23 protein-coding genes and 2 pseudogenes are annotated in these 24,835 nt (G+C 40.2%); 9 read left to right on the top strand and 16 right to left on the bottom strand.

The annotated features are described in order from the left end of the window. The first annotated feature begins 302 nt into the window (after window positions 1-302). Together B5G52_RS19520 and B5G52_RS19525 are read left to right on the top strand one after the other, a co-directional pair. The gene (locus tag B5G52_RS19520; RefSeq protein ID WP_069535322.1) at window positions 303-590 is read left to right on the top strand and encodes a hypothetical protein; all 288 of its coding nucleotides are present in this window, start codon (window positions 303-305) and stop codon (window positions 588-590) included. 180 nt (window positions 591-770) lie between these two features. Further along, window positions 771-1,310 carry a hypothetical protein gene (locus tag B5G52_RS19525; protein WP_087534304.1) on the top strand — a complete coding sequence of 180 codons (540 nt, stop codon included), beginning with the start codon at window positions 771-773 and terminating at the stop codon, window positions 1,308-1,310. A 75-nt stretch (window positions 1,311-1,385) separates the two neighbouring features. On the opposite strand, the pseudogene B5G52_RS19530 reads toward B5G52_RS19525, so the two are convergent. Further along, a pseudogene (locus B5G52_RS19530) lies at window positions 1,386-1,646 on the bottom strand (group II intron reverse transcriptase/maturase); the annotation flags it as partial. A 486-nt stretch (window positions 1,647-2,132) separates the two neighbouring features. On the opposite strand from B5G52_RS19530, the gene B5G52_RS19540 reads away from it, so the two are divergent. After that, window positions 2,133-2,756 (top strand): hypothetical protein, encoded by a 624-nt coding sequence (locus B5G52_RS19540; RefSeq protein ID WP_087534305.1) that lies wholly within the window; start codon window positions 2,133-2,135, stop codon window positions 2,754-2,756. Between the two features lie 84 nt (window positions 2,757-2,840). Here B5G52_RS19540 and B5G52_RS22430 read toward each other — a convergent pair. Next, a pseudogene (locus tag B5G52_RS22430) lies at window positions 2,841-3,167 on the bottom strand (hypothetical protein); the annotation flags it as partial. Between the two features lie 423 nt (window positions 3,168-3,590). Here B5G52_RS22430 and B5G52_RS19550 point away from each other — a divergent pair. The 3 genes from B5G52_RS19550 (at window position 3,591) to B5G52_RS19565 (ending at window position 5,865) form a co-directional block, all read left to right on the top strand. After that, a complete protein-coding gene (locus B5G52_RS19550; RefSeq protein WP_087534306.1) occupies window positions 3,591-3,986 on the top strand; it encodes an MliC family protein in 396 nt (131 codons plus the stop codon). Window positions 3,987-4,619: 633 nt separating this feature from the next. Beyond that, window positions 4,620-5,096, top strand: a complete 477-nt coding sequence (locus B5G52_RS19560; protein ID WP_087534307.1) for a thioredoxin family protein — start codon at window positions 4,620-4,622, stop codon at window positions 5,094-5,096. A gap of 175 nt (window positions 5,097-5,271) precedes the next feature. Then, entirely contained in the window at window positions 5,272-5,865 is a 594-nt protein-coding gene (locus B5G52_RS19565) for a DUF4202 domain-containing protein (protein ID WP_087534308.1), read from the top strand. A gap of 31 nt (window positions 5,866-5,896) precedes the next feature. Here B5G52_RS19565 and B5G52_RS19570 read toward each other — a convergent pair whose 3' ends face one another. The 11 genes from B5G52_RS19570 to ndk form a co-directional block, all read right to left on the bottom strand. Beyond that, window positions 5,897-6,136 (bottom strand): hypothetical protein, encoded by a 240-nt coding sequence (locus tag B5G52_RS19570; protein WP_140394355.1) that lies wholly within the window; start codon window positions 6,134-6,136, stop codon window positions 5,897-5,899. A gap of 110 nt (window positions 6,137-6,246) precedes the next feature. Continuing rightward, window positions 6,247-6,627 (bottom strand): VOC family protein, encoded by a 381-nt coding sequence (locus B5G52_RS19575; protein ID WP_087534310.1) that lies wholly within the window; start codon window positions 6,625-6,627, stop codon window positions 6,247-6,249. 94 nt (window positions 6,628-6,721) lie between these two features. Then, window positions 6,722-8,185, bottom strand: a complete 1,464-nt coding sequence (gene der, locus B5G52_RS19580; protein WP_087534311.1) for a ribosome biogenesis GTPase Der — start codon at window positions 8,183-8,185, stop codon at window positions 6,722-6,724. A gap of 74 nt (window positions 8,186-8,259) precedes the next feature. Continuing rightward, entirely contained in the window at window positions 8,260-9,438 is a 1,179-nt protein-coding gene (gene bamB, locus B5G52_RS19585; RefSeq protein ID WP_087534312.1) for an outer membrane protein assembly factor BamB, read from the bottom strand. A gap of 9 nt (window positions 9,439-9,447) precedes the next feature. Then, on the bottom strand, window positions 9,448-10,068 hold the full coding sequence (locus B5G52_RS19590) for a tetratricopeptide repeat protein (protein WP_087534313.1): 621 nt from the start codon (window positions 10,066-10,068) through the stop codon (window positions 9,448-9,450). Window positions 10,069-10,084: 16 nt separating this feature from the next. Further along, entirely contained in the window at window positions 10,085-11,365 is a 1,281-nt protein-coding gene (gene hisS, locus B5G52_RS19595; RefSeq protein ID WP_087534314.1) for a histidine--tRNA ligase, read from the bottom strand. Between the two features lie 119 nt (window positions 11,366-11,484). Further along, on the bottom strand, window positions 11,485-12,603 hold the full coding sequence (gene ispG, locus B5G52_RS19600; protein ID WP_087534315.1) for a flavodoxin-dependent (E)-4-hydroxy-3-methylbut-2-enyl-diphosphate synthase: 1,119 nt from the start codon (window positions 12,601-12,603) through the stop codon (window positions 11,485-11,487). 5 nt (window positions 12,604-12,608) lie between these two features. Next, window positions 12,609-13,520, bottom strand: a complete 912-nt coding sequence (locus B5G52_RS19605) for a RodZ domain-containing protein (protein WP_087534316.1) — start codon at window positions 13,518-13,520, stop codon at window positions 12,609-12,611. After that, window positions 13,517-15,520, bottom strand: coding sequence for a type IV pilus biogenesis/stability protein PilW (gene pilW / locus B5G52_RS19610; RefSeq protein ID WP_087534317.1), 2,004 nt, complete (start codon window positions 15,518-15,520; stop codon window positions 13,517-13,519). Before pilW ends, B5G52_RS19605 begins: the two co-directional genes overlap by 4 nt. 106 nt (window positions 15,521-15,626) lie before the next feature. Next, on the bottom strand, window positions 15,627-16,757 hold the full coding sequence (locus B5G52_RS19615) for a bifunctional tRNA (adenosine(37)-C2)-methyltransferase TrmG/ribosomal RNA large subunit methyltransferase RlmN (protein ID WP_087534318.1): 1,131 nt from the start codon (window positions 16,755-16,757) through the stop codon (window positions 15,627-15,629). A 156-nt stretch (window positions 16,758-16,913) separates the two neighbouring features. Then, the gene (gene ndk, locus B5G52_RS19620; RefSeq protein ID WP_008111339.1) at window positions 16,914-17,345 is read right to left on the bottom strand and encodes a nucleoside-diphosphate kinase; all 432 of its coding nucleotides are present in this window, start codon (window positions 17,343-17,345) and stop codon (window positions 16,914-16,916) included. A gap of 409 nt (window positions 17,346-17,754) precedes the next feature. Between ndk and B5G52_RS19625 the strand changes: the two genes are divergently transcribed. Together B5G52_RS19625 and yegQ are read left to right on the top strand one after the other, a co-directional pair. Beyond that, on the top strand, window positions 17,755-19,071 hold the full coding sequence (locus B5G52_RS19625) for a PAS domain-containing methyl-accepting chemotaxis protein (protein ID WP_087534319.1): 1,317 nt from the start codon (window positions 17,755-17,757) through the stop codon (window positions 19,069-19,071). Window positions 19,072-19,183: 112 nt separating this feature from the next. Then, complete coding sequence (yegQ, locus tag B5G52_RS19630) at window positions 19,184-20,563, top strand: tRNA 5-hydroxyuridine modification protein YegQ (protein ID WP_087534320.1); 1,380 nt, start codon at window positions 19,184-19,186, stop codon at window positions 20,561-20,563. A 271-nt stretch (window positions 20,564-20,834) separates the two neighbouring features. Here yegQ and B5G52_RS19635 read toward each other — a convergent pair whose 3' ends face one another. Next, window positions 20,835-21,143, bottom strand: a complete 309-nt coding sequence (locus B5G52_RS19635) for a GreA/GreB family elongation factor (protein WP_176372593.1) — start codon at window positions 21,141-21,143, stop codon at window positions 20,835-20,837. 560 nt (window positions 21,144-21,703) lie between these two features. Here B5G52_RS19635 and B5G52_RS19640 point away from each other — a divergent pair. Continuing rightward, on the top strand, window positions 21,704-22,579 hold the full coding sequence (locus B5G52_RS19640) for an EamA family transporter (protein WP_087534322.1): 876 nt from the start codon (window positions 21,704-21,706) through the stop codon (window positions 22,577-22,579). 69 nt (window positions 22,580-22,648) lie between these two features. Here the strand turns inward: B5G52_RS19640 and B5G52_RS19645 are convergent, their stop codons facing one another. Together B5G52_RS19645 and B5G52_RS19650 are read right to left on the bottom strand one after the other, a co-directional pair. After that, window positions 22,649-23,533 carry a LysR family transcriptional regulator gene (locus B5G52_RS19645; protein ID WP_087534323.1) on the bottom strand — a complete coding sequence of 295 codons (885 nt, stop codon included), beginning with the start codon at window positions 23,531-23,533 and terminating at the stop codon, window positions 22,649-22,651. A 120-nt stretch (window positions 23,534-23,653) separates the two neighbouring features. Continuing rightward, window positions 23,654-24,781 carry a zinc-binding dehydrogenase gene (locus B5G52_RS19650; protein ID WP_087534324.1) on the bottom strand — a complete coding sequence of 376 codons (1,128 nt, stop codon included), beginning with the start codon at window positions 24,779-24,781 and terminating at the stop codon, window positions 23,654-23,656. Between the last annotated feature and the right edge of the window lie 54 nt (window positions 24,782-24,835).

A 24,835-nucleotide genomic window follows, 5' to 3' on the forward strand; every position in this document is an offset into this window, starting at 1 on the left:
TTAACTGCTCAGGCTAGTCACGACTGTGCGTAAGAAAAATATCCTTGCTTAACGGTTAAACATTCTGTTTAATGAATAGATAATAAACGCTGAGCAATGCAGGGAAAGCTTAAATTATAATAGGTAAGCTTATTAAATTAGCTGATTTAGCTAGAGCCTCTAAAAAGCAAATTCCCATAGCATAAACAACACCAACTCTATACACCGAGCAGGTAGCGCCTCAGTCCAACAAGCGATTATGCAACACAAACTGCGTGTCGCATAAATACTAAAATGTTATGCAAATCGAGGAAACAACTACGATGAAGATGATTTCATATTGGAAAAACATCGAAGAAATACACGAAGATGATGGCTTGGTATTGATTGTGGGGTGGTACGATCATAAACATGAATATAACGGTGGACAGAAAAGCTTAGGCGTCCATTGGGGTACATATCCTCAATCAAGGGGTATTTTAAGTCCTTGTGTTATTCCCAAAGAGACAAGTGATGCAATGTTATCTGGCTTATTGCATAAAGCTGTTACCGAGAATAACAAAGGTCTAATTCAAAATATTACTAAGGCTATTGAGTTTCTAAATAGTTAGTATTGGTTGGGTGCTTGTCTAAGCTCAGATATACATTGAAATAATTTGCCTAACAAACGCTTTAAGACGGATTCGCAACGCTCGGCGGTTTTGGTTTGAATCGGCTTTTGTGTTTACGGTGTACTTATTGAGTATAGTGGTAATGTTGCTCACCACTTAAGCGGGCGTTTTAGAAAGCCTATGAAGAATTTTATTTACCTTTTAGCTTTGTTGCTTTTATTTGGTTGTGGGAAAAAAGATCCTGATCCTGTTTGGGATTGGGGGTATTTACCTTCGTCAGAAATATCGAACTCTAAACGGGAACAATGTGCTCACGAGTATTACCAGTCTTTTCCAAAATCGACAGATAGTGGAGAAAGCCTTAGGATTGGACAAAGTTCTATTTCCGGCCGCTCTCATAAACACTATATTGGTTCTGGTTGTATGGTTGCTACTGTAAGCACAAGAGTCTATTTGGATGCTGACAAACAAGCTAATAATTTTTACTCGGTTTCTGTTTCAATGCCAACTTTAGATGATAGGTGCAGGAGTAACTCTGACATGCCAGCATGTAAGGTAAGCTCAGTTAGTCATACAGTCTTATTTTCTAGAGATATTTCAGCTAGTGAGATTGGTGACTATTTTAAAAGTAAGACTATGAATCAAATCGTAAGTTATGACGAACATAGCCGTGTTGTATCTTTCCAACTCAGAAATAAAAGCCTTGAGTATAGAATCTAGGCTTTCTAACAAAGCAAACCAGCCCCCACACTAACCATCATGCACTTTTTATTAGCAGAAAGTGCAATGGGCGGTTCATCTCCCGTAATGAATATTGATCCAAATATCTCTCAATGACACTAAACCTTGTGATGCTAAATAGTCATTGCCTAGCGCAATGTTAATTCCTTTTGTTTTTGAGCTTCTACAAGGGCCTTTACTGGTGATACCACAGGCTATGGCGAGTCGTTCGCTAACACCCAATTTCATTAAACTGCGTACTTTGGTGCGAGGTTTACGCCATTGCCGCCAGTAGCACATTCTTATCCTACGGCGGATCCAATGATCTAAATCCATTGTTAGCTAATTTAAATGAAGGTCAAAATAGACAGCCCAATGGGACGACGACAGCTTTTTACTTAAGGAATGGCAAACGACTAGGTTGTATTGAGCCTGCTTTTCTTTATATAAAAAGCGGAATATTACCGTCAACAAGAGCATGAATAAATTGACCTTACGGGCGCAAACGAATGTGAATGCATTCACTTCATCCTGCGACAACTGTATTGCTTAGTTCATAATATAGAAAAGCTGCAAAACACGATACATTAATAAAGGTAGCCCTTATTACCTTAAATAAGCCACTTAAACACCTGTCATACCTTTCAAAACACCAACTAAAGCAACAGTAAATTCTCTTTTTATATTTTACGTATAATCGAAGTAACCGATTGAATCAAAATAGGAACTCGGCTATGGTTAATACATTGATAAAAATAAATTAAAAAACGAGTAATTCTACAGGCTCGTTAGCACTAAAATCACCCGCAAGGTGTAAATTGAATGAACGAGATACTACCGATAATAATCAGTACAGGTGTAATAACAGCAATTATTACAGCTCTATTTGGAAAATTATCTTCTGATAAAGCACTTAAAATTGAAAATATTACCAAAGAGCGCAAAGAGTGGAGAGATCAACTTAGATTATTAATTGCGAGAGCGGTTAAAGCTCAACAGGATAAAAGCATTAATGATATACAGTTAATAGAAGCAGAATTAGTTGTCCGGTTGAACCCCGAAGACAAAGATGACCTTTCAATTTTAGAGTCTGTAAAAGCGATCAAAGATGAATGGAGTGATGATGCATTACAAGAGTTTTGTGATAGAGTTTCCTATTTATTAAAGCATGACTGGGAGAGAGTCAAACAAGAATCCACTACAAAAATATCACCTCAAACATTAGCCATTACAACTTTATTCGTAATGTTTGCAGGAATGGCTGTTGAACCGTTAATGGGCATTTCATCTGCATTTATTACATCTGCAGTAATTGTATTAATATTATTTTCTCTCTTAGCTTTAAAAGAATACATCGTGAAAGAATATCCTCAAACAAAATGGCTAATGTATTTAACAAATACAAAATACCGCAAAAAATATAAGAATCGAGTTGATCGAAAATAGTGCTAATCGGGTAGCCGGAGGTCTCCTCCAGCCCCCACACCACCCATCATGCACTTTTTATTAGCAGAAAGTGCAATGGGCGGTTCATCTCCCGTAATGAATATTGATCCAAATATCTCTCAATGACATTAAACCTTGTGACGCTAAATAGTCATTGCCTAGCGCAATGTTAATTCCTTTTGTTTTTGAGCTTCTACAGGGGCCTTCGCTTCCAAGCGCCTACTTTTGGTACTGGTGATACCACAGGCTATGGCGAGTCGTTCGCTAACACCCAATTTCATTAAACTGCGTACTTTGGTGCGGGCTATTCCTTTATAGAGAGCGCCATTGCCGCCAGTAGCTCATTCTTATCCTACGGCGGAAGCAATGCTCTAAATCCACAGCTAGCTGATTCACATGAAGGCCAAAATAGACAGCCCAATGGGGCGGCGGCAGATTTTATTGAAGGAATGGCAAACGACTAGGCTGTATAGAGCCTGCTTTCCTTTAAATTAACAGCGGAATATTACCGTCAATAAAGGCATGAACAAATTGACCTTACGGGGTCAAACGAAAGTGAATGCATTCACTTCATTCCGCGGCAACTGTATTGCTTAGTTCATAATATAGAAAAGCTGCAAAACACGATACATTAATAAAGGTAAGCCCTTATTACCTTAAATAAGCCACTTAAACACCTGTCATACCTTTCAAAACACCAACTAAAGCAACAGTAAATTCTCTTTTTATATTTTACGTATAATCGAAGTAACCGATTGAATCAAAATAGGAACTCGGCTATGGTTAATGCATCAATAAAAATAAATTAAAGACGAGTTATTCTACAGGCTCATTATGCCGCAATTTAAGGAGGTTCGAGATACCATGCGTTATTTATCTATTGTTTTCATTCTTTTCCTGTCCGCGTGCGTGCAATCATTGACCGGTGATACCCAACCCACTGAGCAATCCAGAAATTCAGGCTCTTCTTTTACATACCAGTGCAAAAGCGGGAAAACGATTATGGCTTCATATCTCACGGACAGTACAGTCGTCGTAGACTACGACAATCGTGTCTTAGAAATGAAAATCACGGTATCGGGAAGCGGTGCGCGCTATGTTGGTGAGAAGTTGGAATGGTGGACAAAAGGCAGCGGACAACGCGCATCGGGCACATTGTTTCGTCACTTGGAAGATGGCACCCCGGGAGAAGCAGTCGAACACTGTGAGCAGATCGCTGATGCAGCATAACACATATGAGCCTTAACTCTGTCAATAGTCAATAGTATTTTATTTGATCGTTTTATACAGTGAAGTAGATACAAAGAACTCCGTAGCAACGGAGTTTGCTATTTGAATACTTTAAAACATCAGTCTAGTAAATCGAGGATCTTAAGTCGTTCTTTTGCTAGTGCATACCGTGTGTGCACGTCATCAATTTGCTGTTGAGTTAATTTTTTACCGAAGGTAAGTAGCCCGCCAGGTACATCATTATGATGAATGCCAAAAGCAAACTTAAGGTATTCTAAAAGTAACGCCTTGTAATGGTCTAGTAAACTATGGGAAGTCCACATCCACAACAATAAGAGATTTCACTTATGAAGGCTGACTATCAATCTTATATTAAAGATGAATTAGTTGATGTTATGCGCAGTATTGCTAAAGAAGCATGGCCTGAGCGGTATAGTGAAATAAAAAACAGTTTCAAAAATTTGATCATCAAGCTGAAGATAGTAACTATAAGCAGATGAACCACGAATCGTTTACTCTAAAAGCCATATTTAAGCACGCAATTTAAGGATTAGTGATTTTCTCAGTGCAAAAGCATTCGTAATACGCTCAGATTTGGGTATAGTCAGATAAAAATAAATTATAGAGATCGTAATGTTTAAACGAATAACACTGCTCTTATCACTTTGTTTACTCTCTTTTATGGCGTTAGCGGCTGATAATAAGCCATTTACCGGTCATATTAGCGGAGTTGATTTACTCAATGAATATCCAAAATTTGCTAGTGAATATGAAAGCTTCAGCCCAACAACGGCAGATGAAAAAGCGATGCAAACTCTTGCTGGAAAAGATATTTTAGTATTGTTTGGAACGTGGTGTCACGATAGTCAGCGTGAAGTACCACGTTTACTTAAGTTACTGGATCAATCTAACGTAAAAGTTAACAGCTTAAAACTTGTCGCTGTAGGGTACGATAAACGAGATCCACAAGGCATTGCCGAGCAGTATAATTTGCAATATACGTCAACTATCATAGTGTTGGATAAAGGAGAAGAAGTGGCTCGGATGGTCGAAAAGCCTAAACAATCACTTGTTAAAGATCTAATTAACCCAAATATTGTTAAAAATTAATAACAGCACTTGTGTTTGTAATGGCCTAGATTTAGAAAAGTGTGCTTAGCTTTTCATAAATGGTTCAATTTTAGGTTTAAGCGTCATTGTCATAATCAACATCATTGTTATTCAGCTGGCTATCTGTTTTCAGGCTGATTAAAATAATGCTATTAATAAAAAACAAGAGTCCGTCATGTTTGAGCAAGTTATTACATCAATAGATAAAGCAAATAAGCAAGATCCAAATCACGAGCTATTAGACGAGCAAAAGCAAGCTAAAGAGCATGTTTATGCTCTGCGCATGACTCAGATGCTAAATCGCTTTGCGCCAGAGGCCGATGAGCTAATGCACATTGCGGTTCGTGGTCAACATATTGAACGGTGGAGATCACCACGTAGTGACTTTCCTATGAATAAACAAGGGTATCATCAGTGGCGCAGTGCGCTGTATGAGTTCCATGCAGGTCGAGTTGTTGAGCTAATGCAGCAAGCTGGCTATGAAAAGCAAGCATGTGAGCGTGTATACAATGCGGTTGCAAAAAAACAGATAAAACGTAACCCTGATAGCCAATTAGTTGAAGATATCGCAAGTTTAGTGTTTATTGAGCATTACATGCTGGCGTTTGCGCAATCAAAACCTGATTACGACGAGCAAAAATGGATAGGTATTTTACAGCGCACATGGCAAAAAATGTCGCCTCAGGCGCACGATTTTGTATTGGCCGGTCATATAACTCTACCAGCGCCTTTAGTGCCTTTAATTGAAAAAGCCTTGTCTGGTGAGTAATTTAAGATAAGTATAAATAAAGCTACGAAGCTTAGTCTTGGCTAAGTTGCGTAGCAGGCGATACATTTTTTGCCAGTGTTTGCTCATCAATCACAACTGGTAATTTTAGTTCCATTGATTCATGCGTATTGGCGATCTGCTTTTTAATTTGCGCTTTATTTTCTAGCTGGATAACAGAGACAACTTGGGCTGTTTGTTGTTTTATTTCGTTTTCGATTGCGGTGTGATTTGGGCTTAATAGCATCATTGTAAGTAGTAAAGTATTCATCATTATCTCCTTATTTAAATTACTGCTAAGATAATGAAGTTTGATGACAAATCTGTGTTTCTAATATGTCTACTCAGTTAAAGTTTCGTGTTATTTCAATGAATATCGTAAGCTTAGTCCTGATACAGGCAAATCAAAGTGCCTTCAATGGCGCGCACATAGGCATAGGTTTGTGAGCCTTTTTGGTTCGGTGGGCAAAGTGGTTCAGCTCCTGCGAGTACGGCTTTATCATAGCTTTCACTTAGATTAGTACAGTTAAAACGTAACTCAAAACCAAGCGCCGGTTGTTTTGGATGGGCGCGAATATACCCTTGTTTGAAATGGGCTTGCGCATAGGGGTGATTAGCAAACGCTATTTTTACATTACCTGTAGATAACTCACCGTATTCCGCATTATCACTTAACGAAAAAGTAATAAAACCAAATGCTTGATAATAAAAGTCTAATGTTTCTTCCACGTTATCGACATAGATAACCTGACCAACAAATTCCATATATAGCTCTCTGTGCTATTTCATTCTATAAATAAAGCACATGAGTGGAGATATAGCCAATTAGGCCCTAGAACCTAGGTTCTAGGGCCTAATATTATTTATTACGGTTTTCTTTACTAAACGCGCGGATCTTACGTTTTTGTGAAAGCGTTACTTTGTTAGTACGTCCTGCAAATGGGTTGTCGCCTTCTCTAAATTCAATTTTGATTGGTGTGCCCATGATTTTTAATGCTTTACGGTAGTAATTCATTAAGTAGCGTTTATAGCTATCTGGTAAGTCGTGAACTTGGTTACCGTGAATGACGATACGCGGTGGGTTATAACCACCGGCATGGGCATATTTAAGCTTAACACGACGGCCACGTACAAGAGGCGGCTGGTGATCGGCTTGTGCCATGTCCATGATACGGCGTAGCATAGCGGTGCTAATACGCTTAGTTGCAGACTCGTATGCTTCGTCAATTGATTCAAATAAGTGACCCACACCGGTGCCATGCAAAGCAGAGATAAAGTGCAGACGAGCAAAGTCGATAAACCCTAAGCGGCGATCAAGCTCTGATTTAATGCGATCTTTCACATAATCATCAAGACCATCCCATTTGTTTACGGCAATCACTAATGAACGACCTGAGTTAAGTGCAAAGCCGAGTAAGCTTAAATCTTGATCTGAAATACCTTCGCGAGCATCAACCACAATCAATACTACATTAGAGTCTTCAATTGCTTGCAAGGTTTTGATCACTGAGAATTTTTCAACGACATCACTGACTTTTTTACGCTTACGCACACCTGCGGTGTCGATTAACACGTATTCTTTATCGTTACGTGTCATAGGTATGTAAATGGAGTCGCGGGTTGTGCCCGGCATATCATAAACAATAACACGTTCTTCACCCAGTATGCGGTTAGTCAGTGTTGACTTACCGACGTTAGGGCGACCAATAATGGCTAGCTTTACAGGCTTATCAGCGAATGCTTGCTGATCTGTTTCACCGTCTTCTTCTGAATATAAATCAACGAGCTCGTCGTCACTGTCAGTGCCGTCATCATTCTCGGCACTAAGCTGAGCAATAACAGGCTGCAACGTTTGTTCAAGTAGCAAAGTGATACCACGACCATGTGCCGCAGCAATATGATGTACTTCGCCTAATGATAGTTGATAAAACTCAGCACAGTTTGAGTCGGCATCAATACCGTCAGTTTTATTGGCAACAACAAAGCTTTTCTTTTCTTGCTTACGTAAGTGATTAGCGATTGCTTGATCAGCAACCGTCATACCAACACGCGCATCAACTAAGAATAAAACGATATCAGCTTCTTCAATCGCGAGTAACGATTGATCGGCCATTTCGGTTTCAATGCCTTCTTCAGAGCCATCAATACCACCCGTGTCTACCACGATAAATTCATAGCCATCGTAATTAGCTTGGCCATATTTTCTATCTCGTGTTAAGCCTGGAAAATCGGCAACGAGTGCATCACGAGTACGTGTTAAACGGTTAAATAATGTGGATTTGCCCACATTGGGTCGCCCAACTAGAGCGATCACGGGAAGCATAAACTACCTCTTTAAAAAACAACAAAAGGCTTCGCAGTGCGAAGCCTTATAAAAATACATTTAGTATTAGCAAGTTAGTTAGGTATATTTACCGCACTAACTTCACCATCTCGGGTGTATAAAATCAGTTTGTCGTCTGCAACAATTGGCTCAATAAAAAAGCCTGAACTGTCGAAGTCTTCACGCGATACAAGTTCGCCTGATTCTTTATTTAACCAGTGTAAGTTACCTTCTTGGTCACCTAAGGCTAAATAATTCCCTGCTACCGCAGGCCCTGTTAAATACCAACCACGAAGGGCTGGTTGGCTCCAGCGTTCAATGCCAGAGGTTTTATCTAATGCGTAAACAACACCGTCACTATCAACGACATAAATGGTTTGCGCATCCATCGAAATTTCACGGTAGCTGCTGTACTCACGTTTCCAGACAACATTACCTGAACGAATATCAACGGCTGCTAAGTTACCATTATAGGCAATAGCGTAAGCATATGGGCCGCTAACTACTGGGCGTGTGTCTACATCAACCAAGCGCTCAAATTCTGATGAACCTTTTGGTGTTGCGATTTCAGCGCTCCACGCAGAGTAACCGCTATCAGAAATTAATACGCTTAATTTGCCTGTTTCAAGGCCAACCAATACCCCACCGTTAGCAACGGTTGGTGAGCTTTGCCCACGTAAAGTTAAAGGCGGTACTTCTTGTTCATGGCTCCAGCGCTCTTCGCCTGTATCAGGGTGAAGTGCTAATAGTTTGCCTGAGCCTAGGTTTACAAAAATTAAACCATCACCGGCTGCTGGCGATGCAAGTACCTCACCGGGCACTTTTTTACGCCAAGCAATCTCACCTGTATCACGGTCAAGGGCAACTAGGTAGCCGTGCTCTGAACCAATGAATAGTTTACCATAGGCTTGTAAAATACCACCGGATAATTTAGCGCTGATATCAGCTTCCCATGGCCAAAACGTTGAGTTTTCACGAATGTCGGTTTCCCAGATCGTGTCACCATTTTCAAGAGATAGCGCTTCAATATCGCCATCACGACTGGCTACAAAAACACGATCTTTATAAATAGCAGGTGTTAAGCGCGAGAAGTAATGCTCAACGCCGTCACCAATGCTTTCTTGCCAAACTACGTCAGTCTCAAATTGATTAACGATTTCAGGCAATACTAATTCTTCTTCATCATCACTAGATGAACAACCCATTAGGGTTGCCATACAAAGTGCGATACTTGCCGCTGTTAACTTTTTCATTGTAACCCCTTATGCCGCTGGGCTAGTTACTGCTAGGTCATCAAGTTTGATTTGCAATAATGGGTTATTTTCAAGACCGCCAGCATCCGCTGCTGCTTGATAGGCAGTACGTGCTTGGTCTGTGTTACCTTGTGCAAAGTGAATATCACCTTTGATCTCAGACACTGTTGCTGTAAATGTGTCTTCAAGAGGCGCACTTAAAGTATTGAGTGCTTCATCATATTGCTGTTGTGCAATTTGTACGCGCGCTAACCGTGTTGTTGCTGTGGCTTTTAGGTCACCATTGTTTACGTTAGCTACAATCCAGCTTAGTTTTTCGCTGGCAACATCAAGTTGGTCTTTTTCGACGGCTTCTTTAGCTGCAACAAATGCAGCTAATACACTGTAATTTGTGTCTTTATTTTCGTCGATAAAGGTATCTGCCGCACCTAACACTTCGCCACTTTCAACTAGTGTAGTGTAGGCATCAGAGGCACTTTCAGCGGTCGTGATTTGATTTTGGTTATACGCTTTCCAACCATAAAGGCCACCTAAACCGATCACTACGCCTAATGCTAGAGATACGCCATTTTCACGGAAAAATCGTTTAATTGCTTCTGCTTGTTGTTCTTCTGTTGAATAAATATCCATTCTTACCTCGAGTGTTTTAGCTTTGTACTAACTCAGCTAAAAGCGTTTTAACTTGTTCTAATTCTAAGGTGACTTGCTCTTTACGTTCACGTAAATACTTAACAGTCACTACGCCTTGTTCTAATTCGTCTTCACCGATAATCAGTGCAACAACGGCATCGCTTTTATCTGCACGCTTTAGTTGTTTTTTAAAGTTACCACCGCCAGCGTGTACCATAACTCTTAGCCCTGGTACGTCAGCGCGTAGTTTAGCCGCTATAATCGGTGCTTGAATACTGGCTTTATCGCCCATTGCAGCCAAATATACATCAGCACTACGGCGAATGTCACCTACACATTCTAAGGCTTGTAAAAGTAACACTAAACGTTCAAGGCCCATAGCAAAGCCAACAGCGGGAGATGATTTACCACCCAGTTGTTCAACTAAACCATCATAACGGCCACCGGCACACACTGTACCTTGCGCGCCTAAGCTATCAGTAACCCACTCAAATACAGTGCGGTTATAGTAGTCAAGGCCACGTACGAGTCGTTCATTAACCGTGTATATGACGCCAGCTGCGTCTAAACGTTCACATAAATTTGCAAAATGTTCTTTTGATTCAGCATCTAAATGTTCAGATAACTTTGGCGCATCCACTAAAATAGCTTGCACGTCTGGGTTTTTACTGTCTAAAACGCGCAGTGGGTTTGAATGCATGCGGCGTTTTGAATCTTCATCTAGCACATCAACATGCTGCTCTAAATAGCTGATTAGTGCTTCGCGATATTCTGCGCGAGCTTCGTTTGAGCCAAGTGAATTAAGTTCTAAGCGCACATGTTCACTGATACCAAATTGCTGCCATAGTTGCGCAGTCAGTAAAATAACTTCTGCGTCGATGTCGGCTGTTGCAATGCCAAATGTTTCTAAACCAAACTGGTGAAATTGACGGTAACGGCCTTTTTGTGGGCGTTCGTGGCGAAACATTGGGCCCATATACCAAAGGCGTTGCTCTTGGTTGTACAGTAAACCGTTCTGGTTGCCAGCACGCACACAAACAGCCGTACCTTCAGGGCGAAGGGTTAAGCTGTCGCCATTATGATCAGCAAAGGTGTACATTTCTTTTTCTACGATATCAGTGACTTCACCAATAGAGCGCTTGAAAAGGTCGGTTGATTCTACAATTGGAAAACGAATTTCTTGATAACCGAACGATGATACTGTCTCGCGTAAGATGTTTTCTACTTTCTGCCAAACTTGGGTATCGCCCGGCAGACAATCGTTCATTCCACGTATTGCCTGAATTTGTTTTGCCACTGATAAATCCTAAAACTGTATTGTGCACAGAACTGCCACAACAAAAATACTAAAAATTGACCCGCTATTATAGCTGGCATGCGTGCGGCAAACCACCCAGTTTGCCGACTATATTAACTTTATTCGACGATTTTAATGTCGATAGGTGTTTGTTGCTCTTTTTGTGCAATAAAATCACGCACGTAACCTTCAAGTTGATCAACAATATTATTATTGTCGATACGTGCCTTTTGACGTTCGCCATTAATATAAAGCCCAGAGCGGCGGTTTGCACCCGCTAAGCCAATGTCACTAACTAACGCTTCGCCTGGCCCATTAACGACACAGCCGATGACTGAAACTGAAACCGGCTCAATAATATCTTCAAGACGCTCTTCTAGCTGATTCATGGTGCTAACTACATCAAACTCTTGGCGAGAACAGCTAGGACATGCAATAAAGTTAATACCGCGAGAGCGTATACGTAATGACTTTAGAATGTCAAAGCCCACTTTTATTTCTTGTACTGGATCAGCTGCCAGTGACACGCGTAATGTATCACCAATACCTTCTGCGAGTAACATACCAAGACCCACCGCCGATTTTACTGAGCCTGAACGCATGCCCCCAGCTTCGGTGATACCTAAATGTAGCGGTTGGTCGATTTCTTTAGCAAGCAGGCGGTATGCGCCAACAGCTAAAAATACATCAGACGCTTTTACCGATATTTTGAATTGGTCAAAGTCCAAACGTTGTAAAATTTCAACGTGGCGCATGGCTGATTCAAGCAACGCTTCAGGTGTTGGCTCGCCGTATTTTTCTTGCAAATCACGCTCAAGTGAGCCGCCATTTACGCCAATACGAATTGGAATGTTGTGCTCACGTGCAGAGTCGACCACGGCGCGAATACGTTCTTCGCTGCCGATATTTCCCGGGTTGATACGCAAGCAATCTGCGCCATATTGCGCCACTTTAAGGGCGATCCGATAATCAAAATGAATATCTGTTACCAATGGGATAGTGACTTGCTCTTTAATACTTTTAAATGCTTCGGCGGCGTCCATAGTTGGCACTGATACGCGAACAATATCAGCCCCTGCATCTTGAATAGCTTGGATTTGCGCCACGGTTGCATCAACGTCCATGGTATCGGTGTTAGTCATTGATTGCACGGCTATTGGTGCACCGTCACCAATTGGAACATTACCGACATTAATTCGGGTTGATTTTCTGCGTTTAATTGGAGATTCTGAAAACATAGCGACTACTCTGCTAACGGTAAATTAAATTTGGCTAAACGGTTTTTTGGAAAGTGCGAAATATCAACGCTTTCGCCATTGAGTGTTACTTCAACAGCTTGGTGTTTTCCTAATACCACTGCAAAAGGTGCTTTACCTATTACAGTCATTTCATATCCAGCTTTTTTGACACCAAAGGCTACTTTTTCACCTTCACCATCATGAATTTCTACCCAGCTGTCTTCGTTGAAGTGCATAACTATTGTACTTAACCCAGTATTCTCAGGTTGGGTTTGCGTTCTGTTAGCTTGCTTAGGTACATTTTTAGCTTGAGTTGTTGTTTGCTCTAATACTTGCGGCGGCGAAAGTGAATCTTGCTGCTGGGTATCAAGATCTGTTTCAGCAGCTAGTTCATCAGGACCAGCTAATTCAGCTTGGTTTTGAACTGCAATATTAACGGGCTCAGACGTTGTGTTTTCTGAGCTAGTGTTGTTAGTAAATCCTGATAAAGATTGAGTGACCACTTGCTCATTTAATGGTGTAGAGTTTTGCCACCACCACAAAGCAGATGAGCCAATAACAATCGCTAAAATCACATAACTTACGAGCATTAATCGGCTATCGTGTGCTTCTTTTTCTGTGCGTTTAGAAAAACTCTGCATCTGGGTTTTTTTAAATGTTTCTTGTTGCTTAGGAAACGCAGCCATTATTGCCGTTGTGTCTAAATTAAATTCACGACAATAGCTTTTAGCATACCCTTTAACAAAGGTGGCTGGGCCTAACAAATGGTGTTCGTCATTTTCTAGACGTTGTAATTGCAACACCGATAACTTTAACTTTTTTGTTAGCTGTTCAAGACTAACGTTCGCAGCTTCTCGCCCTTGTTTTAAGGTTTCACCGAGGCTTTGCGTTGTTGATTCTGTATTTTCATCATTCATAATGCGTATGATTCAGGGTCCACTAGTAATAGTCTATGCCCAGGTTTGAGTGCGACATCTGGGCTTAATTTATTCCATCGCATTAACTGATCAATTAACAAGCGACGCTCAGTGGCAATACTATATAAAGTATCACCCGCGTTTATTTTATAATAAATATTGGGGTCATTAAGGTAAATCTTAGTCCCATTGACCACCCGATCAGATTCTCTCAAGCCATTCCATTGGAGTAATTTTTGTAGTTTAACATTGTATCGCACCGAAATGCTAAAGAGGTTTTCACCATCTTGTAAAACATGGTACGGCGTAGTCAGTTGTGGGATTTGTGGATTAAGCATAGGTGCCTGGTTGAGCGAGCTATTATCGCTAAACTTTATATCTGGTACTGTGGCATAGCGACTATTTTGATTCGCAAAAACAGCAGTATTTTTGGTCGGCTGATAGAACACTACTTTTTCGCCTTCATTTAACTGCGTGCTGCTAGCTGTAAATGTGGTCGCGGATGTATTACCCGATACTGGTTTTGACTCTGCGTTCGGTGAGCTAAACGACACTATCTTAACACCGTCTTTAGGTTCTAGTTGTGTCGCCGTTAGCGTGTTTTGAGTCTCTTTTTTTTGCGTTGCTAAATGTACCGTAGGCACGGGGGTTGCCGACACGTTCAGAGTTTTAACTTCTGAAGTATAAAACCCTGTAGCAGGCTTTGTTTTAGCGCTGGTATTTTGCGTTGGTGCAGGCTTGATTGCTAACGCAGACATCACCGCTTTGGTATCGTTTACTTCATTATTGTTTTTAGCTGAGGGCTGTACTGTCGTTTTCGACACACTCGCTAGTGTTAATGCGCTTAGTACTGCACTGGTGTCGACCTTGGCAGCAGTTATATCGATAGCGGCGGGGATATTAGCCGCTGTTTCGCTCGTGAGCGGTTGCTGTGCGACCTCTGAATTAGTAGCAATGTTATTTTGGTGTAGAGCTGAAGTACTCCCGACTAAGCTCGCAGCTACATTAGCGCTGCTGGAGGTTATTTGCTCGTTTACTACAGGTGTTTTAGTGCTCATAGCCGCAGTTTGATTATTGGTTGTTTGCGCCCTGGCTACTGGCGCTTTTTTCTTTTTTATAATACGAATTTTAGGTTCTGAGCTTACAACCCCCTGTGGGCTGTCAGCTTTTAACTCATCTAACTTTGCTTGACGGTATTGCAAACGCAGTATTTCAAACTCACTTCGCTTAAATTGTTGTTCGCGAATTAATACTGCTTCGTTAGACGTTGGGTATGTTTGTAAAATTGTTGCTGCGGTGGTTTCGGCTTTTTCAATATGGCCCATGCGCTGCTCAATTAAATAGCTTAAAAATAAAGAGCGAGACGATACTTGTCCTGATTTTTCAAAGCGTTTGAGTACTTCTTGGGCTCGGTGCAAATCACTTTTAGCGTAGTACAAAGCAGATAAGCCTATTAAAGATGGAGCACGCATTGAGCTATGATTTATTGCAGATCTAAAATAGCTTTCTGCATTATCAAAGTCATCAAATTCGATGGCACATAATGCGAGATTCTCGTAACTTTCGGCAACACGAATATAGCTTGGTATTTCGATTGCTTTTAATAATTGCTCAGTGGCGCGATCGTATTCATTTATGCCGCATAAGAATACTCCGTAATTATTACGGGTATTAGGATCATTTGGGTTTATTTTTATCGCTTTTTGGTAAGCATTGTCGGCAAGCGTATTTTCGCCTACTTGTTGATAATAATATGCAAAAGAGTAGTGGACTTCAGGGAGGTCGGGAGCAAACGTAGCAGCTCGTTCAAGGTTGTACTTTGCTTGCGAGCTGTTACCTGTATTTAAATATTCTAATGCCAGTGCAATGCGAGTGCGAGCTGCCCCGGTATTATTAATTTTATTTTCAACAACAGGCTTGTCATTGCCTTCGTAACTGTTTTCAGTCACACAGCCACTAAGCGCTATGACACTGGCCGTTACAGCAAGTAAAGATCGCATTACCTTATCTCTTATTATTATCCATATTCGCCTATCTTACCGAAAAGCACTTGTGTTGCATCAATTTTTTATAATTAAATGCATTAAACACAAGCGCTTTTGGCGTTTAAGCTTGCTGGATATTTACCGATATTGCGTTTTCATCACGCATTTTCTTCTTTGCCATACGTTTGGTACGGTCTACAACATCGCCAGCTAACTGGCCGCATGCTGCGTCGATATCGTCCCCTCGAGTACGGCGCACAATACACGTAATGCCGCCAGCTTGCAGTACCTTAGAGAAACGGTCGATACGGCTGTTACTTGAACGAGTGTATTCATTACCTGGGAACGGGTTAAACGGAATAAGGTTTACTTTAGACGGTGTGCCTTTTAGTGTTTTAACAAGTTCGTGGGCTTGATCAGTGCTGTCGTTCACACCATTGAGCATTACATATTCAATAGTGACGTCTTTATTCGCTTTTGAGCCATCAATATAACGACGACACGCTGCTAAAAATTCTTCAATAGGGTACTTTTTATTGATTGGAACTAAAATGTCACGCAGTGCGTTATCAGGCGCATGCAGAGAAATTGCCAGCGCAACGTCGATTTTTTCTTTTAATAAATCAAGTGCAGGTACCACACCCGAGGTACTCAAGGTTACGCGGCGTTTCGATAAACCAAAACCCCAGTCATCCATCATTAGTTCCATCGCCGGGACCACGTTTTTAACGTTGAGTAATGGCTCACCCATACCCATCATCACAACGTTGGTGACTGGGCGTTTTTCGCTATTACCATCAAGGCCGATATCTTTTGCTACGCGCCAAACTTGGCCGATAATCTCAGATACTTTGAGGTTACGATTAAAGCCTTGTTGTGCTGTTGAGCAGAAAGTACATTCTAATGCGCAGCCAACTTGTGATGATACACACAAAGTTGCACGTTCTTTTTCTGGGATCCACACAGCTTCTACTTCTTGGCCGCCTTCAAGCACTAATGCGTATTTGATTGTGCCGTCGCTCGCTTGTTGGCGTACAGATATTTCTGGTGCAACAATTTCGCATTCGTTTTTAAGCTTTTCTTTAAGCTTTTTATTTACGTTGCTCATGTCGTCGAAGTTATCAACGCCAAAATGATAAATCCATTTCATCACCTGATCGCCACGAAATGGCTTTTCACCGAATGATACAAAAAGCTCACGCATTGCATCTCGGTTTAAATCTAATAAGTTAATCTTTTTTTGCTCGGTCATGAAACAACCTCAATCAGTGACGGTGGTGATAAAATTTACGGGGATGAATTGTACACAATTCGACCAGTTTAGTCATTAGCTAAACATTGTTAATTGCTTAGCTAATCACTAAAAAAGGGCCCGAAAGCCCTTTTTATTTTGCTTAACGCGTTCGAATTAACGAGTACGTGGGCAAAGCTCTTCGTCAGCAAAGAAGTACGCGATTTCGCGAGCAGCAGATTCAACAGCGTCAGAACCGTGAACAGCGTTTTCGTCGATGCTATCAGCGTAGTCTGCACGTAAAGTACCAGCTAGTGCTTCAGCAGGGTTAGTAGCACCCATGATTTCGCGGTTTTTAAGAACAGCGTTTTCGCCTTCAAGAACAGTAACCATTACTGGGCCAGATGTCATGAAAGAAACTAAAGCACCAAAGAAAGGACGCTCGCTGTGCTCAGCGTAGAAACCTTCAGCTTTCTCTTGTGAAAGGTGAACCATTTTAGCTGCAACGATTTTAAGGCCAGCAGTTTCGAAACGGTTGTAGATAGCGCCAATGTGGTTTTTAGCTACTGCATCAGGTTTTACGATTGAGAAAGTACGCTCTAAAGCCATCTTTATGCTCCAATAATTTTTAAGTAAAAGTGTGAATATTAACGGGCGCGAATTATACGCGCTTTATGGAAAAATTCCTAATTTTATTAAATAAGGCTTCAATGACAATTTTATGATGTAAAAAATAAGTTTTTAAAAAGTGGTAATTATAATAACAATAGATAAACTATTATTGTTTTTTGTCGTCAGTAAATATAATTTATATCTTTGTTTTTGCTAAGTTTACCTCTTTATAAGGCTGTGTTTGGTTTTAATGATGTGATACTGGATTGAAAACAAAGCCATCTACCTCAGTCACATTTAATTTTAACCTACAAAGCTTATTTGAGTCTGAAAGACATTTAGATAAGTATAAACTATAGTTTTTATATTCTTTGGGCTAGTAAACTTTCTTTATTAGGATGAAAGTATGTTTTTTAATCGTGCACTGCAACGCCAAATTGATGACATGAAAAGTCAGCTATTTAGGCAACAACAAGTTAAAAAAAGCTTAGATGAGGAGATGCTAGTACTGGAGATTGACGGCACAGGTAGAATAAGCCATCAAAATACAAACTTTGAACTTGCATTGGGGTATTCTCACGGGCAACTGATTAATAAAGAATTATTTAACTTTGTACCTGATAACGCTAAAACCACAGCTCACTTTAAGGGATTAAAAAATGCAATTGAAAAACAAGAGCACTGGGTAGGCGCCTTACAACTTGTAAATGCTAGTGGTGAACAGGTGTGGTTGAGAAGTATATTACAACCGATATTTGATGAAAATAAAGTTTTAATTGAGTTTACACTTCACTCTACAGTGCTTACTCGTACTATTGAATCTTCTCGTGAGCATCAAGACTTAATAAATGCGTTACATCGCTCTATGGCCGTTATTGAGTTTAATACCGATGGCATTGTGCTCAAAGCAAATGAACATTTTTTAGCTGGAATGGGTTACTCAGAAAATGAAATTCTGGGGCAGCATCATCGCATGTTTTGTGAGCCTGAAGAAGCAACTTCAGCTGAATATGCTGCATTTTGGCAGCAGTTAAAAGCAGGGAAATACGTCGCCGACCGTTTTAAAAGAGTTGATCGACATGGCTGTACTGTTTGGTTAGAGGCGTCTTATAACCCTATTTTTAATGAACATAATGAATTATATAAGGTAGTTAAGTTTGCAACAGTGATTACTGAACAGGTTGAGCGAGAGCTTGCTATTGTACAAGCAGCCGATATTGCTTATAGCACTTCAACAGAAACAGAAAGCTTGGCCAAACAAGGTGAAGCGGTTATTGAGCAAACGGTTAAAGTTATGAATGAACTTGCGGTGCAAATGGCGCAAGCCGGCGATGAAATATCAGCCTTAGATAAGCAATCACAATTAATAGCTAGTATAGTGCAAAGTATCAGTAGTATCGCAGATCAAACCAATTTACTCGCCTTAAATGCTGCAATAGAAGCGGCAAGAGCAGGTGAGCAAGGTCGTGGCTTTGCTGTTGTAGCTGATGAAGTTCGTCATTTAGCATCAAGAACCAGTAAAGCCACTGAAGAAATTGTAGAGGTTGTTCAACAAAACCAAAACTTAACTCAATCGACAGTCGCGGCCATTGAACAAGGTAAAAGCAAGGCGCAAGAGGGGCTCGATTTATCGACTGAGTCAGGTAGTGTAATGAATGACATTAAAAAAGGCGCACAACTAGTGGTTGATGCAGTAAGCCAATTTGCCAATCAGCTAAAATAGAAAACCGCGTTTTATGATCTTGATCAACATAGGTAAATATAACTAACCTTATACTGCCGCGCTTTATTACTCATGCAACTGATTTGTACTCAGTTCGATGTATGGAGCGCACATGTCGTCAATTACCCCTTCAAATACTTTTACACCAGAGTTGCTCTCTCCTGCTGGCAGTTTAAAAAATATGCGTTACGCGTTTGCTTACGGAGCTGATGCAGTGTATGCCGGCCAGCCACGCTATAGTTTGCGCGTGCGCAACAATGAGTTTGATCTTGAAACATTAAAAATAGGTATTGATGAAGCCCATGCATTGAATAAAAAGTTTTATGTGGTTTCAAACATTGCACCGCACAATGCCAAAGTAAAATCGTACTTACGTGATATAGAGCCCGTGATTGCGATGAAGCCAGATGCTTTGATCATGTCGGATCCTGGTTTAATCATGCTAGTTCGTGAAAAATGGCCCGATATGCCTATTCATCTATCGGTACAAGCGAATGCAGTAAACTTTGCAAGCGTTAAGTTTTGGGCCAAACAGGGCATTGAGCGAGTCATTTTATCGCGCGAGTTATCGCTTGAAGAAATCGCTGAAATTCGTCAGTTATGCCCAGAAACAGAGCTCGAAGTCTTTGTGCATGGTGCATTATGTATGGCGTATTCAGGGCGTTGCTTACTTTCAGGTTATATAAATAAGCGCGATCCAAACCAAGGCACGTGTACTAATGCCTGTCGCTGGGAATACGATGTAAAACCAGGTACCGAAAACGAAACTGGCGAAATGGTTCATAAAATAGATCCTAAAGCAGTAATACCTACTTTAGGAGAGGGCAGCCCAAGTAACAATGTGTTTATGCTTGAAGAGCACGGCCGCCCAGGTGAGTATATGCCTGCGTTTGAAGACGAACATGGCACTTATATCATGAACTCAAAAGACCTGCGAGCAGTACAGTATGTTGAGCAATTAACAAAAATGGGCGTACACAGCTTTAAAATAGAAGGCCGTACTAAGTCTTTTTATTATGTTGCCCGCACAGCGCAGGTTTATCGTAAAGCGATAGACGATGCCGTAGCTGGTCGTCCATTTGATGCTGATTTATTTAAAACACTCGAAAGCCTAGCTCATCGCGGTTACACCGAAGGTTTTTTAAAGCGCCATGCTCATCAAGATTATCAAAACTATGAATACGGCCATTCTGTATCAGACAAACAACAATTTGTTGGTGAAGTAATAGGGCGACATGCTGATGGTTTGGTTGAAATAGAGGTAAAAAATAAATTCTGTGTTGGGCACTCATTAGAGCTAATGACGCCAAAAGGCAATATCACCTTTACTCTTGAAATGATGCAGAACAAAAAAGGCGATTGTATCACTGATGCTAAAGGCTCAGGCCACGTTGTAAAAATTCGGCTGCCTGAAAGCATTGATTTAGAGCACGCTATCTTAATGCGTAATCTAGACGAAAACCAAGATACGCGTAACCCATTTAGAGTATAACTATTTTCATTTTTTTTGACTTTATTATAATAGTTAATGATAAAATTGAACGTATTTTACAGTGCTAAAAGACTCGGAATTTTACAATTCCGAGTTTGCGACTTTATTAAGGTTGAGTTTTATTTTTCAGGGGTTTTTAGTTTTTCTTTGCGTAGCTTTCGCTTTTCTTTTAAGCTGTGTTTAGCTTGTTTTTTAGGTTTTTCTTTACTCATTATAAATAACTCCAATCAAATATATAAAAATTTAAAATAAAAAACTGAAATGATTTATTCTATATTTTCTCCTTAACATTAATTGCTATTATTTCCCAGCAGTGAGTAACCCCACCTTCAACACACTCAAATATATGACCTACTTTATGGCCTAAAAGAGCGATCCCAATAAGAGAATGAAATGAAACAGCATTTGGAGTTACACCATGTTGTTCTGGCGCTACTAATGTAATTCGGTATTTATAACCTGTGACAGTGTGCCTAATAACCACAGTACTATTAACCTGTACGTGTGGACTGAACTTAGACCAAGGTCTTTCAGAGTACTCAACTTTTTGTAATAAATGCGCTAGCTTTAACGGGTGCAATAATATTGCTGTGCTCCCTAAATTAATTTTATATTTTAATTTAGGATTGATAAATTTTTTATACTCGAACAGCGAAGGAAACACGGAGTAATCCCCACAAAAAATAAACTAAATTTTAGATTTTAATAGATACAGTGAAACTGCCGAGTGTATTAATACACTCGGCTTAAATGTCGAAGGTGAGATTTGTTTTTTGCAGTTTTGAAATTAAAGTAAACATTATTTCCTCTTTGTTTTAAACAATCATATTGCTTAAAAATATAATGTCAAGGGGTGTGTTCTATTTAATGTTGTAATGTAAGTTAAACCTAAAAATTAATATGCTATTTAATGTTGGATTAGTTTGATTAAGAGTCACCGTATTGAGATATTTTATCAGTTCTAAAGTTAATTATTAGTTATGTAGGTTTTATTTATGGAATCTAGCATTTCATTTGCGCTTATTTATAAAATTTAAAATTTCCCTATACTGGCGGTCTTAATTTGTACGTGCGCTTATGTGATATAGCGAAACGCTTTTCAGCGCGCATTTTCATCAATCAGAACGTTAGGAAATGACTATGTGGATAATTTTTGCATTGCTCGCCACCGTATTTTTTGGTCTGCGGGGGGTAATGTATCAATGGACATCACAACAAAAGATTAACCGCAATTTACTGCTGTTTGGCGTGTTTTTTGTTGGCTTTGTTATCAGTATCATAGGCACTTTTGTTCTTGAACAAACATGGTATGGCTGGGCTGATTTAGCTGTGGGTTTGGCTCTTGGGGTTGGATCTTTTGCTGCAAATGGGTTTTTACATAAAGGGTTTTCAGTGGGTAAAGCGTCATTGATCAGTATTTTATCAGGGCTGACTCCTTTATTTGTTCTTCTATTTGCCTTTCTACTGTGGCAAGAAACACTCACGGGCTTTCAGCTGTTCGGCTTTTTTATCATTTTTGCTGGCTTATATATTATTCGATACTCGAATGATATTTCTTGGAGTAATTTACAAGGTGCGCAGTGGGGGTTACTGGCTGCATTAGCTTTTGCGTTTAATGACTTAATGGGCAAGCAGTCGACCTTATTAGAAGCTGATACATTTGCGACCTTAACCTCAATGTTTGGTTGTGGAAGCGTTTTGTTTGCTTTGAGTTGGTTTTTAAAGCGTACACAACAACATCATGATGAAGACGAAAGCTTACATAACGGATGGTCTGCAGCAAAAACGTTTGCGTGTGGATTACTCATAGGTTTGACAAATGTCGCTGGAATGGTGGCTATCATTTCGGCCTTTGCAATTGGAAGTACGGGGTTAGTTTCAGCGATTTCAGGAATGAATATTCTGATTATTTTGCTTTATTCTCGCATTGTTTTAAAAGAGTCATTTAGCCGTCAAGAGATCATTGGATTGACGGCTGCACTGCTTGGTGTTGTGGTGCTTAGGCTTAGCTTTTAATTTGTATTTTAACCACTGTCGTTCTGAGTTTTGCCTTTGTGGTGGTGAAGGTAATCACTGCAACATAAATTAAAAGTGTTGCAGTATATATTCTATTAATAATCGTACGCGGTAGGGGATGTGCTCTCTATCGCGATAGAGCATTGAAAACGGCTGCTGCTCACTTTGCCAATCAGGCAAAATACGCTTTAGTTTACCTGACTCAATTAAGGGGAGCGCGATATAATCTGGCATGTAGCTAATGCCTATTCCAGATTTTACAGCTTCTTCCATCATCTGAATTTCGTCAACATGTAGTTTTATATTATCAGTAGGTGCAAAGCTAAACTGTTCACCTGTTAATTGATTTTTTAATTGCCATGGCGTTAAACCTACGCAGGTTACTTTTGGCTCATTAACTAATTGCGAAGGATGGGTAATGTGACTGTGTGGCTGATTTATATGGCAGCATAGTACATTTCGTGTCAGCTTTAATTGCCTGACTACCCAGTTATCGATGGCAGGGTTTCTAACTCTAAAAGCAATATCAATTCCGTACTTTTCGATATCAATAAGCTCATTTGAAAAACGTAGGTCTAGTTGGATATCTGGGTATTTTAATAAAAAATCACAAAATAACGCGCTTAAAAATTGTTTACCGCTATAGATAGGGGCTGTGATCCTAATTTTACCTTTTGCTTGATGTTTGTCGTCACGCAATGTTTGCTCGATGTCATCAAGTTCACTAAATACTTTACTGTATCGTTCGAAATAGGTTTCACCGCTATGAGTTAAAGTCACACGATGAGCATCGCGATTAAGTAACCGAAGTTGTAAGGATTGCTCGAGTAAGTTTACTCTACGGCTCAAGGTTGATAGTGAAATACCTAAGCTTGCTGCTGCTTGTTTAAAGCTTCCAAGTTTAACGATGGTACAAAAAGAACGTAAATCGTCGAGGGAGTAATTAGATGCCATTAGAGTCACTTATCAAATAAAACTTTATGTTATTAACGCGTCTTTAATAGTATCAGTGAGGATTAATGATTGCATTAGATACTCACTGTTACATGAAGTAACAGTGAGCTTTTATTAAGGTTATTGCTGCGGGGTAATTAAGTATTTTTCACCCGTTGCTTGTTTTGAATAAGCTTCTAATGATTGTAACTGCAGTGCTTGCGTTAATGACACCTCGTGAGTGTAATTGCTTGCAAATGTGGTGGTAATTTCATCAGCGATACGTTTACGCATTGCAACCACGGTATTGGTGCCAAGCTTTCCTAATGCATTAAATAGTAAGAAACCATTTACGCCCCACGCAAAACCAAAATTACGATTAAGGGTAATTGGACCGCGATCTAATGCGCCATAAATATACACTTGTTTAAAAGTATCAGAGCCATACACACTATGCTCTTTCATGTCTTTTGCTGCAGCGACTTCCATACAATTAAGAATGTCACTTGTTAATTGGCCGCCGCCAATAGGGTCAAAGGCAATGGTGGCACCTGTTTCGGTAATTGCAGCTGTTAAATCGGCAATGAAGCTTTCACTACTTGAGTTCACCACGTATTTGGCACCCATATTACGCAATAGCGTTTCTTGCTCTGGTTTACGTACGATATTAATTAAATCGATACCATCTGCAATACAAATACGATTCAGCATTTGACCAAGGTTTGATGCCGCAGCTGCATGTATAATTGCTTTATGCCCTTCTGCGCGCATTGTTTCAACCATTGCCAGTGCTGTAAGTGGGTTTACAAAAGACGACGCGCCTTCTTTCGCGGTTGTTCCTTCTTTAAGCTCTAAGCAGCTTTGTACGTTGGCAGATAAATATTGACGATATGTACCACCACCAATAACAGCCACTGTTTTACCCATAAGTGCTTGAGCTGCCTCTGATGAACCTGCTGCGATGACCGTTCCGGCTCCTTCATTACCTACAGGAATGGCTTTACCTACTCGCTTAGCTAATGAAGGCATGGCTTGCGCGGGTACATCAGCAACAATGGCCGGCGATTGTTCAGTGCCTGACTGAGTTGCTGTAGACATATCGGCAGCGCCAAACATAACCCCTAAATCGGATGGATTTAATGGTGCTGCTTCAATACGAATAACCACTTCATCGGCACCCGGTGTTGGTATTTCAATATTGTGTAATGCCAGTGTAAGTTTATTGTCTTCGCTAATGGTTGATGTAAGTTGAATATTGTTATTTGACATAGTTTTGCTCCTGCAAAAAATTAAATGTGTTAAACCTTTTAGGGAATTTAAAGG

The organism is Pseudoalteromonas sp. A601 (assembly GCF_002165575.1).
Lineage (GTDB): Bacteria > Pseudomonadota > Gammaproteobacteria > Enterobacterales > Alteromonadaceae > Pseudoalteromonas.

What these genes read in the sequence shown, in the direction of transcription:
- B5G52_RS19520 (WP_069535322.1), top strand. Translation starts at nt 303, where the DNA reads ATGAAGATGATTTCATATTGGAAAAACATCGAAGAAATACACGAAGAT.
- B5G52_RS19525 (WP_087534304.1), top strand. Translation starts at nt 771, where the DNA reads ATGAAGAATTTTATTTACCTTTTAGCTTTGTTGCTTTTATTTGGTTGT.
- B5G52_RS19540 (WP_087534305.1), top strand. Translation starts at nt 2,133, where the DNA reads ATGAACGAGATACTACCGATAATAATCAGTACAGGTGTAATAACAGCA.
- B5G52_RS19550 (WP_087534306.1), top strand. Translation starts at nt 3,591, where the DNA reads ATGCCGCAATTTAAGGAGGTTCGAGATACCATGCGTTATTTATCTATT.
- B5G52_RS19560 (WP_087534307.1), top strand. Translation starts at nt 4,620, where the DNA reads ATGTTTAAACGAATAACACTGCTCTTATCACTTTGTTTACTCTCTTTT.
- B5G52_RS19565 (WP_087534308.1), top strand. Translation starts at nt 5,272, where the DNA reads ATGTTTGAGCAAGTTATTACATCAATAGATAAAGCAAATAAGCAAGAT.
- B5G52_RS19570 (WP_140394355.1), bottom strand. Translation starts at nt 6,136, where the DNA reads ATGATGAATACTTTACTACTTACAATGATGCTATTAAGCCCAAATCAC.
- B5G52_RS19575 (WP_087534310.1), bottom strand. Translation starts at nt 6,627, where the DNA reads ATGGAATTTGTTGGTCAGGTTATCTATGTCGATAACGTGGAAGAAACA.
- der (WP_087534311.1), bottom strand. Translation starts at nt 8,185, where the DNA reads ATGCTTCCCGTGATCGCTCTAGTTGGGCGACCCAATGTGGGCAAATCC.
- bamB (WP_087534312.1), bottom strand. Translation starts at nt 9,438, where the DNA reads ATGAAAAAGTTAACAGCGGCAAGTATCGCACTTTGTATGGCAACCCTA.
- B5G52_RS19590 (WP_087534313.1), bottom strand. Translation starts at nt 10,068, where the DNA reads ATGGATATTTATTCAACAGAAGAACAACAAGCAGAAGCAATTAAACGA.
- ispG (WP_087534315.1), bottom strand. Translation starts at nt 12,603, where the DNA reads ATGTTTTCAGAATCTCCAATTAAACGCAGAAAATCAACCCGAATTAAT.
- B5G52_RS19605 (WP_087534316.1), bottom strand. Translation starts at nt 13,520, where the DNA reads ATGAATGATGAAAATACAGAATCAACAACGCAAAGCCTCGGTGAAACC.
- pilW (WP_087534317.1), bottom strand. Translation starts at nt 15,520, where the DNA reads ATGCGATCTTTACTTGCTGTAACGGCCAGTGTCATAGCGCTTAGTGGC.
- B5G52_RS19615 (WP_087534318.1), bottom strand. Translation starts at nt 16,757, where the DNA reads ATGACCGAGCAAAAAAAGATTAACTTATTAGATTTAAACCGAGATGCA.
- ndk (WP_008111339.1), bottom strand. Translation starts at nt 17,345, where the DNA reads ATGGCTTTAGAGCGTACTTTCTCAATCGTAAAACCTGATGCAGTAGCT.
- B5G52_RS19625 (WP_087534319.1), top strand. Translation starts at nt 17,755, where the DNA reads ATGTTTTTTAATCGTGCACTGCAACGCCAAATTGATGACATGAAAAGT.
- yegQ (WP_087534320.1), top strand. Translation starts at nt 19,184, where the DNA reads ATGTCGTCAATTACCCCTTCAAATACTTTTACACCAGAGTTGCTCTCT.
- B5G52_RS19640 (WP_087534322.1), top strand. Translation starts at nt 21,704, where the DNA reads ATGTGGATAATTTTTGCATTGCTCGCCACCGTATTTTTTGGTCTGCGG.
- B5G52_RS19645 (WP_087534323.1), bottom strand. Translation starts at nt 23,533, where the DNA reads ATGGCATCTAATTACTCCCTCGACGATTTACGTTCTTTTTGTACCATC.
- B5G52_RS19650 (WP_087534324.1), bottom strand. Translation starts at nt 24,781, where the DNA reads ATGTCAAATAACAATATTCAACTTACATCAACCATTAGCGAAGACAAT.